Source organism: Bradyrhizobium sp. CAR08 (assembly GCF_052871955.1).
The window spans coordinates 151,586-166,229 of record NZ_JBIXJX010000014.1 but is presented as its reverse complement, the minus strand read 5'-3'; the positions used below and the strand labels follow the sequence as shown (position 1 = coordinate 166,229).

Genomic DNA, 14,644 nt, shown 5'->3' with positions numbered 1-14,644 from the left:
GCTGTAGACGGTGGGTGTCATCCCCCCCCCCCCCGTCCCCGGGGGGCGGGCGCCCGCCGCCCTCTCCCGCAAGGGGAGAGGGAAGAAAGATCGCTACTGCGTCGTCTCGATCTTCAACTGCTTGATCTTGCGATACAGCGTGGCGCGGCTCAGCTTCAGCGCGCGCGCTGTTTCCGTCACGCGGCCGCCATGCTTGCGCAGCGCCTCCACGATCGTAGCGCGCTCCGCCGCTGCCAAATCCGGCTCCGCCGCCCTTCCACCAAACGGCGGCAGATCGAGGTCGGCATCGGTGATGACGCCGTCCTCCGCCGTGCAGCCGGCGAGCCGCAGCACATGCCGAAGCTGGCGCATGTTGCCGGGATAGGGATAGGCCGCGAGCCGCGCCCAGGCCTCGTCCGAGAGCGAGCAATTCGGCGCCTCCTCGTGAGCGATCTGGCGGATGACGTCGTCGCGGTCGGCGCGCTCGCGCAAGGCCGGCAGCCGCACCTCCATGCCGCGCAGACGGAAATAGAGGTCGGTGCGGAAGGCGCCCTCCTCGGCCATGCGGCCGAGATCGCGATGGGTGGCGCTGATCAGGCGAATGTCGACCGGCACGGGCTTCAGCGCGCCGAGCGGCCAGACTTCGCGGTTCTCCAGCACCCGTAGCAGCCGCGTCTGCAGCGCGATCGGCATGTCGCCGATCTCGTCGAGGAACAGCGTGCCGCCGTCGGCCTGCACGATCAGGCCCTTCGAGCCGTCGCGGCGCGCGCCGGTGAAGGCGCCGGCCTCGTAACCGAACAGCTCGGCATCGATCAGGCTTTCCGGCATCGCCGCGCAGTTAAGCGCGACATAGTTGTGGCGCGCGCGATTGCCGGCTGCGTGAATGGCACGGGCGAACACATCCTTGCCGACGCCGGTCTCGCCATGCAGCAGCACCGGCAGATTGCGATCGCCGATGCTTCTAAGTCGCTTCACGCTCCTGATCAGGCTGGGATCGCGTCCGGCGAGCCGCTGCAGCGCATCGAAGCGATCGACCGGTGCATCGCGGCGCGGCGCGAGCGGACGGGTCGAGGCCCTCGCCCGCAGCGGCGGCGCGACATGGCCGTGCCCTAGTGAACTGCCATCGGCCCGGCGCAGCTCGACGAGATCGTCTGCGTCGCGCGCGGCGGGATGGTCGAATTTGACATAGCGCGACAGATCGATGCCGGCTGCGATCAAGCCGTCGGTGAGACCCAGCAGTGCGCGCGCCGAACGGCAGGCGCCGACGATGCGGCGATCGTCGTCATAGGCGAGCAGGCCGCTACCGCCGTCGCCCGGCACGGTCGCGATCCAGGCGTTGCGGAAATGACTGCGGAAGATCGCGCCCTCCATGCGCCGCGTTGCCTCCATCGTCACCGCGAGCGCAAGCTGATGCGCGGTGCGTTCGAGGTCCTCGCGGCAGGAGGTGATGTTCACGGCGCCTGCGAGCCGTCCCGCCTGGTCAAACAGCGGCGTCACGGCGCAGGAAAACATGTGCCACTGCGCGCGAAAATGCTCGTCGCGATGCACCAGGATCGGCTTCTGCTCGGCGAGCGCGGTGCCGAGCCCATTGGTGCCTTCGGAGGCCTCGGAAAAATTCGAGCCTGTGTAGATCTTCCAGTCCATGAATAGTCGTGCGTCGGCCTCGCCGGGCAGGCGGCTGAACAGCATGGTTGCGTTCACGTCTGCCAGGTTGACGCAATAGCCGGCACCGCGCAGTACCCGGGCGAGGTCGTCGAGCTCCGGTGTTGCAAGCCGGATCGTCTCCTCCATGGGTTCGGCGACGTGACGGATCTCGGCTTCGGTGAGCGTCTGCGGCGGCCCCTGACGGCCGGGATCGAGCTTGTGGCTGACCAGGCAGCGCCGCCAGGAATTGGCAATGCGCGAAGAGGCATCGACGTCGGCCAAGCGGTCTGTAACCTGATTGGCGACGGACAAGACACGGGCGACATGGTTCGAGGCCGAAAGGCTGGCCATCGCGGACGTCTCCACCCTGCATTATTGTGCAAAGTCTGGCACCGCGGGCGGGGATGTCAATCGGGAACCGGGAACGCGGCGAAGCGCAATCAGAATTGCTGCACCGCCCTCACCACGTATCAATACAGGGCCGCTTCTTCCCAGTCCGCGCCGGCGGCTTCGGCACCGAGCGCAGGCCCGCCATGATCCAGCGCCTGGTCTCGGCGGGGTCGATGACGTTGTCGATCTCGAACACGGAGGCGATCGAGACCGCCTTGCCGTTGGCATAGAGCTCGGCGACCTTGTTGCGATAGTAAGTCTCGCGCTCGACGGGGTCGGCGATCGCCTCCATCTCCTTGCGGAAGCCGAGGCGGACGTAACCCTCCAGGCCCATGCCGCCGAACTCGCCGGTCGGCCACGCCGCGGTGAAGAATGAGGCGTGGAAGCCGCCGCCGATCATCGACTGTGCACCCAGCCCATAGCCCTTGCGCAGCACGATGCCGAACAACGGCACAGTCAGGCTCGCGCCTGTCACGAACATGCGCGAGACGTGACGCACGATCGCCGTCTTCTCGGCTTCCGGGCCGACCATGAAGCCGGGCGTGTCGCACAGCGAGACGATCGGCAGATCGAAGGCGTCGCAGAGCTGGAGGAAGCGCGCGGCCTTGTCGCCGGCATCGGCGTCGATCGCGCCGCCGAGATGGCGCGGATTGTTGGCGATCAGGCCGAACGGTTTCCCTTCGATGCGAATCAACGCTGTGATCATGCCGACACCGTAGTCGCGGCGCAGCTCCAGCACGGCCTCCTTATCCGCGACGAGGTCGATCACGCTGCGGATGTCGTAGACGCGCAGTCGGTTCTCGGGGATCGCGCGGCGCAGCAGGCGCTGGTCGGCGGCCTGCCACTCCGTCACCGCGCCCTGGAAATAGGATAGGTATTTTTGCGCAACGGATGTTGCCTCCTCTTCGTCTTCGACGAGGATGTCGATCACGCCGTTCGGCGACTGGAACGTAACAGGACCGACCTCGGCCGGGTGATAGACGCCGAGCCCGCCGCCTTCGATCATCGCGGGGCCCCCCATGCCGATCGAGGCGTTCTTGGTCGCGATGATGACATCGCAGCAGCCGAGCATCGCGGCATTACCGGCGAAGCAATAGCCGGAGACGATGCCGATAACCGGCACCAGACCCGAGAGCCTTGCGAACTGCACGAAGGACGGACCATCAAGCCCGGTCATGCCGAGCCGGTCGGTATCGCCGGGGCGGCCGCCGCCGCCCTCGGCATAGAACACCAGCGGCACGCGCCAGTCTTCCGCGAGCGTCAGCATGCGGTCGATCTTCTTGTGGTTCATGTGGCCTTGCGTGCCCGCGAGCACGGTGTAGTCGTAGGCCACGACGATGCAGCGCCCGCCTTCGGGACCGAACTTCTCGGCGTTCACGGTCGCGACGCCCATGACGAGGCCGTCGGCCGGCGTGTTCTTGACGAGATCGTCGAGCTTGCGCCGGCGCCGCTGCGCCGCAATCGCAAGGCTGCCGTACTCCATGAACGAGTCGTCGTCGACGAGCTGCGCGACATTCTCGCGCGCGGTGCGCTGATTGGTGTTGCGGCGGCGCTCGACGGAGGCAGGGCGATTTTCGTCGAGCGTGTTGGCCTGGCGGGCGATCAGTTCGGCGAGATCAGGACGGATGTGGTCGAGATCGACATCGGTTTCCGTTGCCGACGCGTCCGCCGCAACGTCGAGCGGCTCCAGATACATGATCGGCTCGCCATGCATCAGCGTGATACCGTCGCCGGCGAGTAGCTTCGTGACGCGGCCGCCCTGCTCGGCCATGACCAGATGTTCCATTTTCATGGATTCGATCACGGCGAGCTGCTGGCCCGGGCGCACGACCTCGCCTTCCTTCACCTGAATAGTGACAATGGTCCCCTGCAAGGGTGCCGCGACCATCACTGTGCCTTCGGGCACGGTCTGTGCCGTATGCGCCTCGGTGCCGGGACCGCCGTTTCGCTCCGTCGCTGCAAAATAAAGTGGTTTGGCCGCGCCATCCGCGGCTTCGACGAGCTTGCCCATGTTGCAATCGATGAAGTCGGTCGCGATGCGGTTGGACCTGAAGTCGGGATGCGCCAGCACCGCCTGGAGGAAGGCGATGTTGGTGATGACGCCGTCGATCCGAAACTCGCGCAAGGCGCGCGAAGCCTTGGCGACCACGTCGTGCCAGGCTTCACCGGGCGTATGCACGATGACCTTTGCCAGGAGCGAGTCGAAGGCGGCGCTGGTCTTGTAGCCGGCATACCCGAAACTATCGACGCGGACGCCGGGACCCGACGGCGGTTCGAACACGGCGAGCACGCCGCCGGTCGGGTGCGTCGCCCCCAGCTCGTCCAGCGTCTCCATGTTGACGCGCAACTGCATGGCATAGCCGCGCGGTTTCGGGATCGAGCCTTGCGCCAGGCCGATCGAGGCAAGCGAGGCGCCGGCAGCAACCGCGAGCTGGGCGCGGACGAGGTCGAGGCCGAGCACCTCTTCCGTCACGGTGTGCTCGACCTGAAGCCGCGGGTTGGCCTCGATGAAGGCAAAACTGTCTTCGGCGGCACCGTCGACCAGGAACTCGAACGTGCCGAGATTGTCGTACGACGCGGCCACGGCGAGTTGCTTCGCCGCCGCGATGATACGGCCACGCAAGCCGTCGCTGAGCGACGGGCTCGGCGCCACCTCGATCAGCTTCTGGTGTCGGCGCTGAATGGTGCATTCGCGCTCCCAGAGGTGGGAGATCGCGCCGTCGCGATCGCCGATGATCTGCACCTCGATATGGCGCGCCTGCCGGATCAACCGCTCGGCATAGACGCCGTCGAAGCCGAACGCGGCCTTGGCCTCGGACTGGCAGCGCGCATAGGCCTCCGCGAGATCGGCAGCGCGCTCGACCACGCGCATGCCGCGCCCGCCGCCGCCGGCCATTGCCTTGATCACGATCGCCGCGTTGCTGCCGAGCGAGGTGAAGAACGCCGCGATGTCCTCCAGCGAGGACGGCCCGCTGGTGCCGGCGATGATCGGGACGCCGCAGCGCTTTGCCAGTTGCCGTGCCGCCACCTTGTCGCCGAACAACTCGAGCGCCGCGGCTTGGGGCCCGACGAAGGCGATGCCTGCATCGGCGCAGGCCTTCGCGAACGCAGCGTTCTCGCTGAGGAAGCCGTAGCCGGGATGCACGGCGTCGCAGCCTGCGCTCTTCGCCGCCTTGACCACGGCCTCGATGTCGAGATAGGCCCGCGCGCCGCGACCGGGGATTTCGACGGCCTCGTCGGCAACCCGCACATGCAGCGACATCGCATCGTCCGCGGGATGGATCGCGACCGTCGCGATGCCGGAATCGGCGGCGGCGCGCGCGATACGGATGGCGATCTCGCCGCGATTGGCGATCAGGAGCTTCTTGAACGACATGCAGCGTCTCCATGCCCGCGTGCCCAAGCGCGGGTCGGCAGGTCCCATGGTTCTGCTTCGTCACTTTAACCGAGGCCGTCAAGGGCAAGAACGCGGTCCCGACGACCGTTCCCGCGGGCCGGAATTTCAGTCGGTCGCGCGCGCCGTGATGAGGCGAATAATCCGCGCCACGGCAGACGGGATCGGCGCGATGATCGGCACGGTGAACATCGGCTGAAGCTCGCACGCAGCTTCGCCCAGCGGGCCGCCACCGATGATGACCGCCTCCGCGCCATCCTGTGCGATGCAGGCCTCGACCGCGCCGGCAAGCGCCGCACGCAATCGCGCCGGATCGCCCATCAGGTCTTGCGGATCGCCTTTGGCGAAGCGGGCGCCGGTATAACGCGATCGCAACCCCAGCGCGTCCGGCACGGCGTCGATCTTCGATTCCAGCAGCGGCGTCGTGGTCGCCACGCCGAAGCGACGGCCGTTCTCGGCGGCTGCCAGCATGGAGGACTGACCGATACCGACCGCGGGCCGTTTAACCGCGGCTTTGATCCCGGCCAACCCAGGATCGCCGAACGCCGCGACGATGATGCCGTCGCATGCATGCCGGTTCGACTGCGCGATCTCCAGAACTTCGATGGAAGCTGCATCCAGCGCATCCGGCGTCACGATCATTTGCGGCGCGCGCGTTGCGGTCGCGCCGTCGATGTCGAAGCCGTCCACGGCGGCCGACCTCGCGATGGCGACCATCATCTCAGTGGTCGCCACAGAACTGTTCGGATTGATCAGGAGAATGCGCGCGCTCATTCTCCTGCTATACTAGGCCGCCCGTACCCCCGCAACGAAAGCACTGACCTCGTCTTCCAGCGATTGCAGCTTCTGCGACAGCCGGCCGCTCGATTGCAGCACGAGGCCGGCGGCCTGGCCGGTCTCCGCCGTCGCGTCGGTCACACCCGAGATGTTCTGCGAAACCTGGTCGGTGCCGGAGGCGGCCTCCCGTACGCTGTGCGCGATCGCCGCCGTCGCGGCGCCCTGCTCCTCGACGGCTGCGGCGATCGACGAGGAAATTTCGTTGACCTCCATGATGGTCTTGCGAATGCTGTCGATGTTGCCGACCACCTGGTTGGTCTCGGCCTGGATCGCCGATATCTGCGCGCCGATCTCGTCGGTCGCCTTCGCGGTCTGGCTCGCCAGCGACTTCACTTCGCTTGCCACCACTGCAAAACCCTTGCCGGCCTCGCCGGCGCGCGCCGCCTCGATGGTGGCGTTGAGCGCGAGCAGATTGGTCTGCGAGGCGATCTGGTTGATGAGGTCGATGACCTCGCCGATCTTGTGCGCGGCTGCAGCAAGTCCCTGCACGGTGTCGTTGGTGCGGTGACCGTCGGCGGCGGCCTTGTCGGCCACGCTTGCAGCCTGCGCGACGCGCTGGCTGATCTCGGCGATCGAGGACGACAGCTGCCCGGCGGCGGAGGCCACCGTCTGCACGTTGCTCGAGGCCTGCTGACAAGCGGTGGCGACGAGGCTCGCACGGTCGGTGGCCTTGTCGGCGGTCTCGGACATGCCCTGCGCGGCCTGCTGCATCGCGCGCGCCTCCTTGAACACGTCGCGGACGACGGCTTGAACGTTCGCCTCGAACTTGCCGGCGAGGTCGGTCATCGTCTTGCGCTTCTCCTCGTCGGCCTTCTGCTTCGTCTCCTGCTGTTCGGCGTGCATGCGGCCGACCGCAGACGCATTGTCCTTGAACACGGCGAGCGCCTTGGCGAGCCCGCCGATCTCGTCGCGACGGTCGGTATGGGGCACGTCGAACGCGCTGTCGCCGGCGGCGAGGCGGTCGGTGAGCGCGGTGATCTTCGCCAGCGGCCGGGTCACGCTGCGGCCGATCACGAAGGAGGCGCCGAGCACGAGCACGAACACGACCAGGCACACCAGGGCGAAGGTCATCGCATTCTGGCGGAAGACGGCGTCAACATCGTCGAGATAGATCCCGGTGCCGATGATCCAGCCCCAGGGCGCAAAGCCCTTCACGTAGGAGATTTTCCCGACCGGCTGGTCGAAGCCGGGCTTCGGCCAGAGGTAGCTATAGAAGCCCGCGCCCTGCTTTTTGACGACGTCAACGAAGCCGACGAACAGCGCGTTGCCGGACGGATCCTTCATCCCGGAGAGATCCTTGCCATCGAGTTCGGGCTTGATCGGGTGCATGACCATCTTGGGGGTCATGTCGTTCAGCCAGAAATACTCGACCTTGTCGTAGCGCAGGCTCTTGATCTCCGCGATCGCGCCGGCCTGGGCCTGCTCGCGCGGGAGTTTTGCTTCGCTCTCGAGCTTCTGGTAGTGCGCCAGGATGCCGTAGCCGACGTCGACCAAGTGCTGCGTCTTGGCCTGACGATCGGCGATCATCTGCGCGCGCAAGGTCGAAAGCGCGATCGGCGCCAGCGCGATCATGCCAAGGAGGCTGATGCCGACAATCAGGACCAGCTTGAAACTGATGCGGGAGAAAAACATTGGTGCTCGCAAGATTTGGAAGGCTGATATGCCAGTTTATCCCGCGCCCCTTAGCAAAGCTTTAAGCATTCGGGTTCCCCCACCCCGCAAAACTCCATGCATCCTACCGGCATGCCGCAGACGGCTCGCAGGCTCGCGAGGCTGGCTGCATCCGAGATGCGAACTCTTCAAAACTAGAAGACCTCGACATCGCCCCTCCGAGCGTTGACTTGCAGGGGGCTCTGACGGAACGATCGACGCAGATCATCGGCGCCTGCCGGGACGTGGGCGCAGCCGGAGGCCAGAGGCTCAATGCACCAATCGACATCGACAGGGTCTCTCGACCTTCCGGCGCTGAGCGCAGCGGAGCGGCTCTTCATTTGGGGATTTCGGGCCAAGGCGCGCAGCGGAAGCGCCGTTCCGACCGCGGCCGACATCCAGCAAGTGACGACCATTTTGGCGTGGGCGACGCCGTGCCTTCGCTGGAATCCATCATCGAGATCTTTGCCTGCACGGCGCATACGGCCATCGCGGTGCACTGCCCGACCTGCCCCCGCATGTCCGACAGCGAGCACGGCATGTTACGGGCGATCGCGGCCGCGCAGAAAGAGCGCGACGATATCGCGCGCGAGCAGTTCGAATGCTGGCTGCCGCCGGTCGGCGCCGATTGGGCTCTCGCACCCGTGCGGGGGCTTGCAACGATCTTCCGCATGGCGGGTCTCATCCTGCCCGACCGGCGCGTTCCGTCTTTGGACCATGACCAGACGATGGCGATGAAGAGCTGGCTGGTCGGAAGCCCCACGTTGCACTGACCGGGATCGCGCATGATGCAGGATAGTTGCGGCTCTGTGCCTGTCACGGAAGCCGGCCAGGCGCGGCTCTGTCCGCTTCAGGCCGCGCTTGCGACGCGGCCTGACGTCGAGAGTTACGATGATTTTGGCCGCGTCACGCTCTCGCTGTTCCGGTTCATCGCTGCCGCCTATGCGACCGGCGCGTCCGATTGCTGGGAGGCGGCCTATCGCTTTGCCGACGAGGCGCCTGGCATCACCGACAGTCCGCTGCTGGTCGCACGCGTTGCCGCGCTGGTCAGAATCCTGCGCAGCGGCCGGCCTTGCCAATTGTGCTTCATGCCGCCATCGTGCCGGCGCCTGTCGAAGGACGAGGCGGAATTGATGCGGCTGCTGGCGGTCGCACGCGGCAAGCAGCCGGGCGAGCTCCAAACTGTCGTCTGCCAGTTCGTCGGCAACGAGAACGAGACCGTGACGACGCGGGCGGTCAACGCGCTCGCGGTCTGCTGACCCCTAGCCGCCCTTCCTGCCGAGCACGAGATCGATGGTGTGGGACGCGATCTTGCGCAGCTGGGGCTCGTCGCCGAAGGCACGTTCGAGCACGGCGAGGCCGCGCGTCACCGTGATGATGTGCAGCGCTGCGGACGCGGAATTGCCGTTGAATTCACCGCGCGCCGCACCCGCCGACAACGTCTCCTGAACGAGAACGGTGATGCGCGAGATGAGGTTCGCGAAGGCTTGCCGCGCCTCCTCGTCGAGCCCCTCGCCTTCGGCCGCGCCGAGCTCCATCAGCCCGCGCGTCGTCGGACATCCGCGCGGGGGCGTGCCGGCGCGGAAGTTGCTGATGGTCAGGTCGAAGAACGCGGTGAGGCGTTTTCGCAATGAGCCCGCACCCAGCGCCTTTTGCAGGGCGACGAGATAATCGCCCGCGTAGCGCTCGTAGGCCTGGAGGAACAGCGCCTCCTTGCTGCCGAAGGCGTTGTAGAGGCTACCGCGCTGGACACCGGCGTCGCGCGCGATATCCGACAGCGAGGTGCCGCGCACGCCCTTGCGCCAGAACTGGTCGAAGGCGATACGCAGGACATCGTCGTGGTCGAACTCGCGCGGCCTCAAGCTTTGCTCCTAGCAAGCATATTTGACACGATGTCAAAAACATGATTTCTTGACGCCGCGTCAAAAACAAACTGGGGGCGATGCGCCCTTTCGTCAATGAGGATTTCGCGATGCCTCTCCTCCACATTTCGATGCGCGCCGGAAAGCCGGAAGTCTACCGGCAGGCGATCCTCGACGGCCTCTACCGCGCCATGCGCGAAGCGCTGAACGTCCCTGAAGGCGACGAGTTCATGACCATCAGCGAGCTTTCGCCCGCGAACTTCCGCTGCGGCAATGCCTACGGCGTCACGCGCAGCGACGATGCCGTGCTGATCCAGATCACCGTGTTCGCCTCGCGCACCCCCGAGCAGAAGAAGGCCCTGTACCGGCGGATCGCGGACCTGCTCGGCGAAAAACCGGGCCTCCGCCCCGAGGACGTGTTCGTCAACGTCCTCGATGCGCCCGCGGAGAATTGGTCCGTTGGAAACGGCATCGCACAATTCGCTTGAGGCGGCAGCTTCAACGATCCGCAACGCAGGTCTCCATGATCCCGTCGAGCTCCGCCTTCGAGAGCACGCCTAGCTCGACGATGAAGACAATCCGCGCGCACGGCACGCCCGGCGTCGGCGCTTCGCCTGGGGCCAGCGTGGCGCGGCCGGCGGCGAGTTGAAACACCATCTGGCGCCCCGGCTGCTCGACGGTCTCGAACAGGCCTTTTGCCCGCGCGAGTTTTGGCGCCAGTCGGCCGATCGCCTGCTGCAGGCGGGCCAGCGAAAGTGGCTGGTTCGAGGTCCAGCTCAGCGTTTCGAAGCGTTGCTCTGCCGGACGCTTCGGTCCGGATTTGCGCGGCGCGGGCGCACGATCGACGGTCGCGGGAAACAGCAGCGCGGACGGAATCTCGCCGTGCTGCGCGTCGACGACCACGGCAGGAACGCGCTGCGCGCGGATGGCCTCGCGGATATGCGCGCCCGCACCCTCATCCGCCAGATCCAGCTTGCTCAGCGCCACGATGTCGGCGACGCGCAGCTGCGAACGGTGCAGCGCGTCGTCGAGAGCGGCCGGCGGTGTCGCCGTGTCCATCACGCAGAGCACCGTTTCCAACGGCGCTTCGCGCAGGATCACGGGATCCATCAAATTGCGGACGATCTCGGCGGGATCGGCGACGCCGCTGGTCTCGATGACGATGTATTCCGGCTTCGGATCACGCCGCAGCAGCGTCGCAAGCGTGCGCAGCAGGTCGCCTTCGAGCGAGCAGCAGATGCAGCCATTGGCGAGGCTGACCACGCCGTCGCTCGCGCCCGCGATCAGCTCGGCATCGATGTTGATCGCACCGAAATCGTTGACCACAGCGGCGATCCGCCGCCCCTCCGCATGCGCCAGCAGATGGTTCACGACAGTGGTCTTGCCGGCCCCCAGAAAGCCCGTCACCAGGAGAATGGGGACCGGCATGTCTCAGCTCCCGACGACGGGACGGCGCACGGGACGGCCGGGCCGCACCGCGACGTCCAGCACACCATCTGTGATTAACGGCTGGCCGCTGACGATCAGATGCCGCACGCCTTCGGAGGGACGGTTCATCGCCGTGAAGGTCGCGCGGTCCGAGAGCTTCTCGTAGTCGAACACGACGATGTCGGCATCGGCATCCTTCGCGAGCCGACCTTTTGCGCGCATCGCGGGCGTGCTCTGCGACAGGATCTCCGCCGGGATCAGCGCGCATTTGCGCACGCCTTCGAGCAGCGACACGGTCTTGCGCTCGCGCACCCATTCGCGGATGAATTTCGTGAAGCAGCCCGCCGAGCGCGGATGCGAGGTGGCGTCATCCGGCAGCGGCCAGGCATCGCCGGTGTAGGTCTTGCCGTCCGACGTCGTCCACGGCATCGCGTCGGAGGCGATCGCGCCGCCGGGATAGAGCACCGACATGTCGAGGAGGTCGCGGTGATGCGCATTGTTCTCGGTGTCGAGGATGTGCCACAGCACCAGCGAGGACGGCTCTTCCGCCTGCGCCTTCAGGAGCTCCTCGCGATCGCTGAAGCGATGGCCGTCGGTGACCCGCTGCACGGAATCGTAACCGGTGCCGTTGCGCTCGACGAATTCGGGGTCGCTGAAGAAGGCGGCCGCCAGCACGGTCGAGCCGGTGCCGTAGGGATAGGCCTCGACCGTGATGGGCAGGCCCTGCGCCTGCGCTTTCGCGATCAGCACGCGGCAGCGCTCGACGTCGGTCTTGCTCGACGAGTTGAAATGGCAGATGTGCATGTGCGCGCCGGTGGCTCCGGCATAGCCGATCAGGCGGATATAGGCTTCCGCCGCGCTCTCGGGATCGATGCGCGACATGTAGGCGACATGGGTGAAGGTCGGCACGTCCTGCGCGGCCGCGAGCTGGCAGACCGCGGTCAGCTCCTGCACGCCGGCGCCCGGCGCATAGGCGTTCAAGATCCCGATGCCGATGCCGCCCTCGTTCAGGCCGCGCGAAAGGCGCTCGAGGATGCCGGCAACCTCCGCATCGCTCGCCACGTTGTCCATCCAGCGGCGATCGCGCATGGCGCTGCCGAACGCCTCCAGCGAGCTCTCCGCATTGGAGCCCGTCATCGCGCCAATACGCGCGAAAGCCCAATTGGTGGCCGCGCCGTAGTTCAACACGCGCCCCTTCCGCGCCTGGCGCTCATACCAGGACCCGACCGGCAGCACGCCCGCTTCGAGATCGAGCGTCGTCGTGACGCCGTCGAACGCCTGCATCCGATCCGCGGGGAGCGACTGGCCATGCGCGTGCAGGTCGATGAAGCCGGGGGCGACCACTAGCCCCGTCGCGTCGATTGTCCGCTCGGCGCTTCCGAGCGAGGCGCCAACCGCGGCGATCCTGCCGTCCACGACCGCCACATCCCCGATGGCGTCCATTCCGCTGGCGGGATCCACCACCCGGCCGCCAGAGATCACCAAGCCGCTCATGTCAAAATTCCTCCGCGCTGAATTCGCATCAAGGCAGATTCCGGGAGGGACGACCACCTCCACCGATGCCGACGCATCATGCTCGCAAGGAAGCTCGAAAGGGAGGCTCGAAAGGGAGGTCAGTTTGCATGCGGGTCGCGGACACGCGCTCGCAGCCTCGCGGCATGTTTTGCCCGAGCTATGCTTCTCGCTTCACCCCCTCGAAAAGAAAGGGCGCAGGGAAGACCGGGCGCCGGCTGGCACCCATAAAAACCCCCATGCGAACTGATTGCACACGCAATGCACAGGGGAGACACAGGGCAGCCGAGACCAGGCCTTCCCTGCGCGATGGTTTGACGGCCTATGCCGCGCTCTCCCCGGAGACGAGTTCCTTCTTGCCTCCGTCACCTCCGCGAAATGCACGGCACCGCGCCGGTTGACGCGATGACGCCTTCGCAAAGGCTTGACCGTAGCAACGACGGCCAGGGCCACACGGTTTCGCCGTACGCAGGCATCCTGCTTCGCCCAAGCTTCGCAGGACATGGCCCTGCTTCGCCAGAGGCTTCGCGAGGTTTGAGCGCCGTCCGTCGATGCGGTTCGTGCCATGCTCACGAGGTTCATCTCGCCCTGCACGCACAAGCCCGCCTTTAACGCCGCCCGCGTCCACCGCAACTCCCAACCCGCGTTCGTGACGACGTACGACCGCCCCTTTTGTGGGCTGGGATGGCCGACACATACGATATTTCCGAATTTCGGTAAACTGGAATATTTTTGCGGAGAGGGATTGACTTGCGTTTGCGGCTGTTTCGCTCTACCGGCGGAGACGATGGACTGCACGACCATGCAATGGACCGCAGAGCAGCTCCGCCGTCTTCTCGCCCCCATTGTCATTCAGAGATGTAGCGGGGCGCTACGGTGGGCAAAGTTCCCAAAGGTTTCGTGTGATCGCTCGACGTCTCCTGCAACGCGACCCTCGTCATTCTATTTCGCGCCGCGCTCTCCTCGGCGGATTTATGTCGGCGGGGACCGCCCTCGCGCTTGGCGGATGCGCCGGCTTGGGTGCGACCGGGGCGCGTTTCGACGCGTCATCGCTATCCCTTGACCCCACATTGCTCGTCACCACCACGCGCAAGCCGGTGAACGGCGGTCGCACGAAGCCCTGGTTCGGGCCGGAGCGCGCGACGACCATGACAATCGCGCGGGCGAAGCTGGGGGCGCCGGACGAGAGCCGCCTTTCTCTGGCCTCGGTTGGACTTGGCGATTGGCGCCTTGACCGGGTCGAACCGGTGTCGGCCGACGTTGGCGATCTCGTTGCGCAGGCCGGCGGAGGAGACGTGCTGATCTATGTGCACGGCTTCAAGCAGACGTTCGAGACGGCGGTGCTGGATGGCGCCCATCTCTCCGATGGGATCAAGTTCCGCGGCCGGACCATGGTGTTCTCCTGGCCCTCCAAGGCAGGACTGTTCGACTATGCCTATGACCGCGACAGTGCGATGTGGTCCCGCGACGAGTTCGAGCGCGTGCTCTCCACACTCGTGTCGGCGCCAGGCACCGGCCGCGTGAACATCGTTGCGCACAGCATGGGAACCATGCTGTCGCTCGAAAGCCTGCGTCAGCTCTATGCGCGATACGGCGACACAGTGACGAGCAAGATCGGCGCCGTGGTGTTTGCCGCGCCCGATATCGACATGGACGTGTTCTCGTCAGCGATCCAGCGCATCGGTCCGCTTGCGGGCAAAATCACCGTGATCGCCGCGACGAACGATCGCGCACTGGCGTTGTCGGGACAGATCGCAGGTGGAATGACCAGGGTCGGCGCCGCCGAAAAAGCCGTCATCGCGCGCCTCGGCGTACGCGTGGTCGATGCGTCAGCGGAAGGCTGGGGCATCATCAACCACGATCTTTTTCTGTCGAATGCAGAAGTACAGCGGGTGATCCGCCGCTCGATCGACGGCACGATCGCTTAGGAGAGCGCCCGCGCGGCATG

The 14,644-nt window shown here is 66.1% G+C and carries 11 protein-coding genes; 4 read left to right on the top strand and 7 right to left on the bottom strand.

Annotated elements, in window-relative coordinates; translation table 11 throughout:
• Positions 1–93 precede the first annotated feature (93 nt).
• The 4 genes from ACIPUD_RS27590 to ACIPUD_RS27575 all read right to left on the bottom strand — a co-directional run bounded on the left by ACIPUD_RS27590 (position 94) and on the right by ACIPUD_RS27575 (position 7,876).
• Complete coding sequence (locus tag ACIPUD_RS27590) at positions 94–1,974, bottom strand: sigma-54-dependent Fis family transcriptional regulator (protein WP_446481894.1); 1,881 nt, start codon at positions 1,972–1,974, stop codon at positions 94–96.
• Positions 1,975–2,083: 109 nt separating this feature from the next.
• A complete protein-coding gene (locus ACIPUD_RS27585) occupies positions 2,084–5,389 on the bottom strand; it encodes an acetyl-CoA carboxylase family protein (RefSeq protein ID WP_247489351.1) in 3,306 nt (1,101 codons plus the stop codon).
• Positions 5,390–5,515: 126 nt separating this feature from the next.
• The gene (locus ACIPUD_RS27580) at positions 5,516–6,181 is read right to left on the bottom strand and encodes an aspartate/glutamate racemase family protein (protein ID WP_247296136.1); all 666 of its coding nucleotides are present in this window, start codon (positions 6,179–6,181) and stop codon (positions 5,516–5,518) included.
• A 12-nt stretch (positions 6,182–6,193) separates the two neighbouring features.
• Positions 6,194–7,876 carry a methyl-accepting chemotaxis protein gene (locus ACIPUD_RS27575; RefSeq protein WP_446481893.1) on the bottom strand — a complete coding sequence of 561 codons (1,683 nt, stop codon included), beginning with the start codon at positions 7,874–7,876 and terminating at the stop codon, positions 6,194–6,196.
• A gap of 440 nt (positions 7,877–8,316) precedes the next feature.
• Here ACIPUD_RS27575 and ACIPUD_RS27570 point away from each other — a divergent pair, with 440 nt between their 5' ends.
• Both ACIPUD_RS27570 and ACIPUD_RS27565 read left to right on the top strand, forming a co-directional pair.
• Positions 8,317–8,667 carry a hypothetical protein gene (locus tag ACIPUD_RS27570; protein ID WP_446481892.1) on the top strand — a complete coding sequence of 117 codons (351 nt, stop codon included), beginning with the start codon at positions 8,317–8,319 and terminating at the stop codon, positions 8,665–8,667.
• Between the two features lie 12 nt (positions 8,668–8,679).
• Entirely contained in the window at positions 8,680–9,153 is a 474-nt protein-coding gene (locus ACIPUD_RS27565) for a hypothetical protein (RefSeq protein WP_018453635.1), read from the top strand.
• Between the two features lie 3 nt (positions 9,154–9,156).
• On the opposite strand, the gene ACIPUD_RS27560 is transcribed toward ACIPUD_RS27565, so the two are convergent.
• Positions 9,157–9,756 carry a TetR/AcrR family transcriptional regulator gene (locus ACIPUD_RS27560; protein ID WP_094183489.1) on the bottom strand — a complete coding sequence of 200 codons (600 nt, stop codon included), beginning with the start codon at positions 9,754–9,756 and terminating at the stop codon, positions 9,157–9,159.
• A gap of 110 nt (positions 9,757–9,866) precedes the next feature.
• Here ACIPUD_RS27560 and ACIPUD_RS27555 point away from each other — a divergent pair, with 110 nt between their 5' ends.
• Complete coding sequence (locus tag ACIPUD_RS27555) at positions 9,867–10,244, top strand: tautomerase family protein (RefSeq protein ID WP_026232569.1); 378 nt, start codon at positions 9,867–9,869, stop codon at positions 10,242–10,244.
• 10 nt (positions 10,245–10,254) lie between these two features.
• Here the strand turns inward: ACIPUD_RS27555 and ACIPUD_RS27550 are convergent, their stop codons facing one another.
• Both ACIPUD_RS27550 and ACIPUD_RS27545 read right to left on the bottom strand, forming a co-directional pair.
• A complete protein-coding gene (locus tag ACIPUD_RS27550; protein ID WP_247489343.1) occupies positions 10,255–11,184 on the bottom strand; it encodes a CobW family GTP-binding protein in 930 nt (309 codons plus the stop codon).
• Positions 11,185–11,187: 3 nt separating this feature from the next.
• On the bottom strand, positions 11,188–12,678 hold the full coding sequence (locus tag ACIPUD_RS27545; RefSeq protein ID WP_446481891.1) for an amidohydrolase family protein: 1,491 nt from the start codon (positions 12,676–12,678) through the stop codon (positions 11,188–11,190).
• A 992-nt stretch (positions 12,679–13,670) separates the two neighbouring features.
• Here ACIPUD_RS27545 and ACIPUD_RS27540 point away from each other — a divergent pair.
• Complete coding sequence (locus tag ACIPUD_RS27540; protein ID WP_085384409.1) at positions 13,671–14,624, top strand: alpha/beta hydrolase; 954 nt, start codon at positions 13,671–13,673, stop codon at positions 14,622–14,624.
• Positions 14,625–14,644 lie beyond the last annotated feature (20 nt).

Coding starts and splice junctions, on each gene's coding strand:
- ACIPUD_RS27550 (WP_247489343.1), bottom strand. CDS start 11,184: ATGCCGGTCCCCATTCTCCTGGTGACGGGCTTTCTGGGGGCCGGCAAG.
- ACIPUD_RS27580 (WP_247296136.1), bottom strand. CDS start 6,181: ATGAGCGCGCGCATTCTCCTGATCAATCCGAACAGTTCTGTGGCGACC.
- ACIPUD_RS27540 (WP_085384409.1), top strand. CDS start 13,671: ATGTCGGCGGGGACCGCCCTCGCGCTTGGCGGATGCGCCGGCTTGGGT.
- ACIPUD_RS27590 (WP_446481894.1), bottom strand. CDS start 1,974: ATGGCCAGCCTTTCGGCCTCGAACCATGTCGCCCGTGTCTTGTCCGTC.
- ACIPUD_RS27575 (WP_446481893.1), bottom strand. CDS start 7,876: ATGTTTTTCTCCCGCATCAGTTTCAAGCTGGTCCTGATTGTCGGCATC.
- ACIPUD_RS27585 (WP_247489351.1), bottom strand. CDS start 5,389: ATGTCGTTCAAGAAGCTCCTGATCGCCAATCGCGGCGAGATCGCCATC.
- ACIPUD_RS27565 (WP_018453635.1), top strand. CDS start 8,680: ATGATGCAGGATAGTTGCGGCTCTGTGCCTGTCACGGAAGCCGGCCAG.
- ACIPUD_RS27555 (WP_026232569.1), top strand. CDS start 9,867: ATGCCTCTCCTCCACATTTCGATGCGCGCCGGAAAGCCGGAAGTCTAC.
- ACIPUD_RS27545 (WP_446481891.1), bottom strand. CDS start 12,678: ATGAGCGGCTTGGTGATCTCTGGCGGCCGGGTGGTGGATCCCGCCAGC.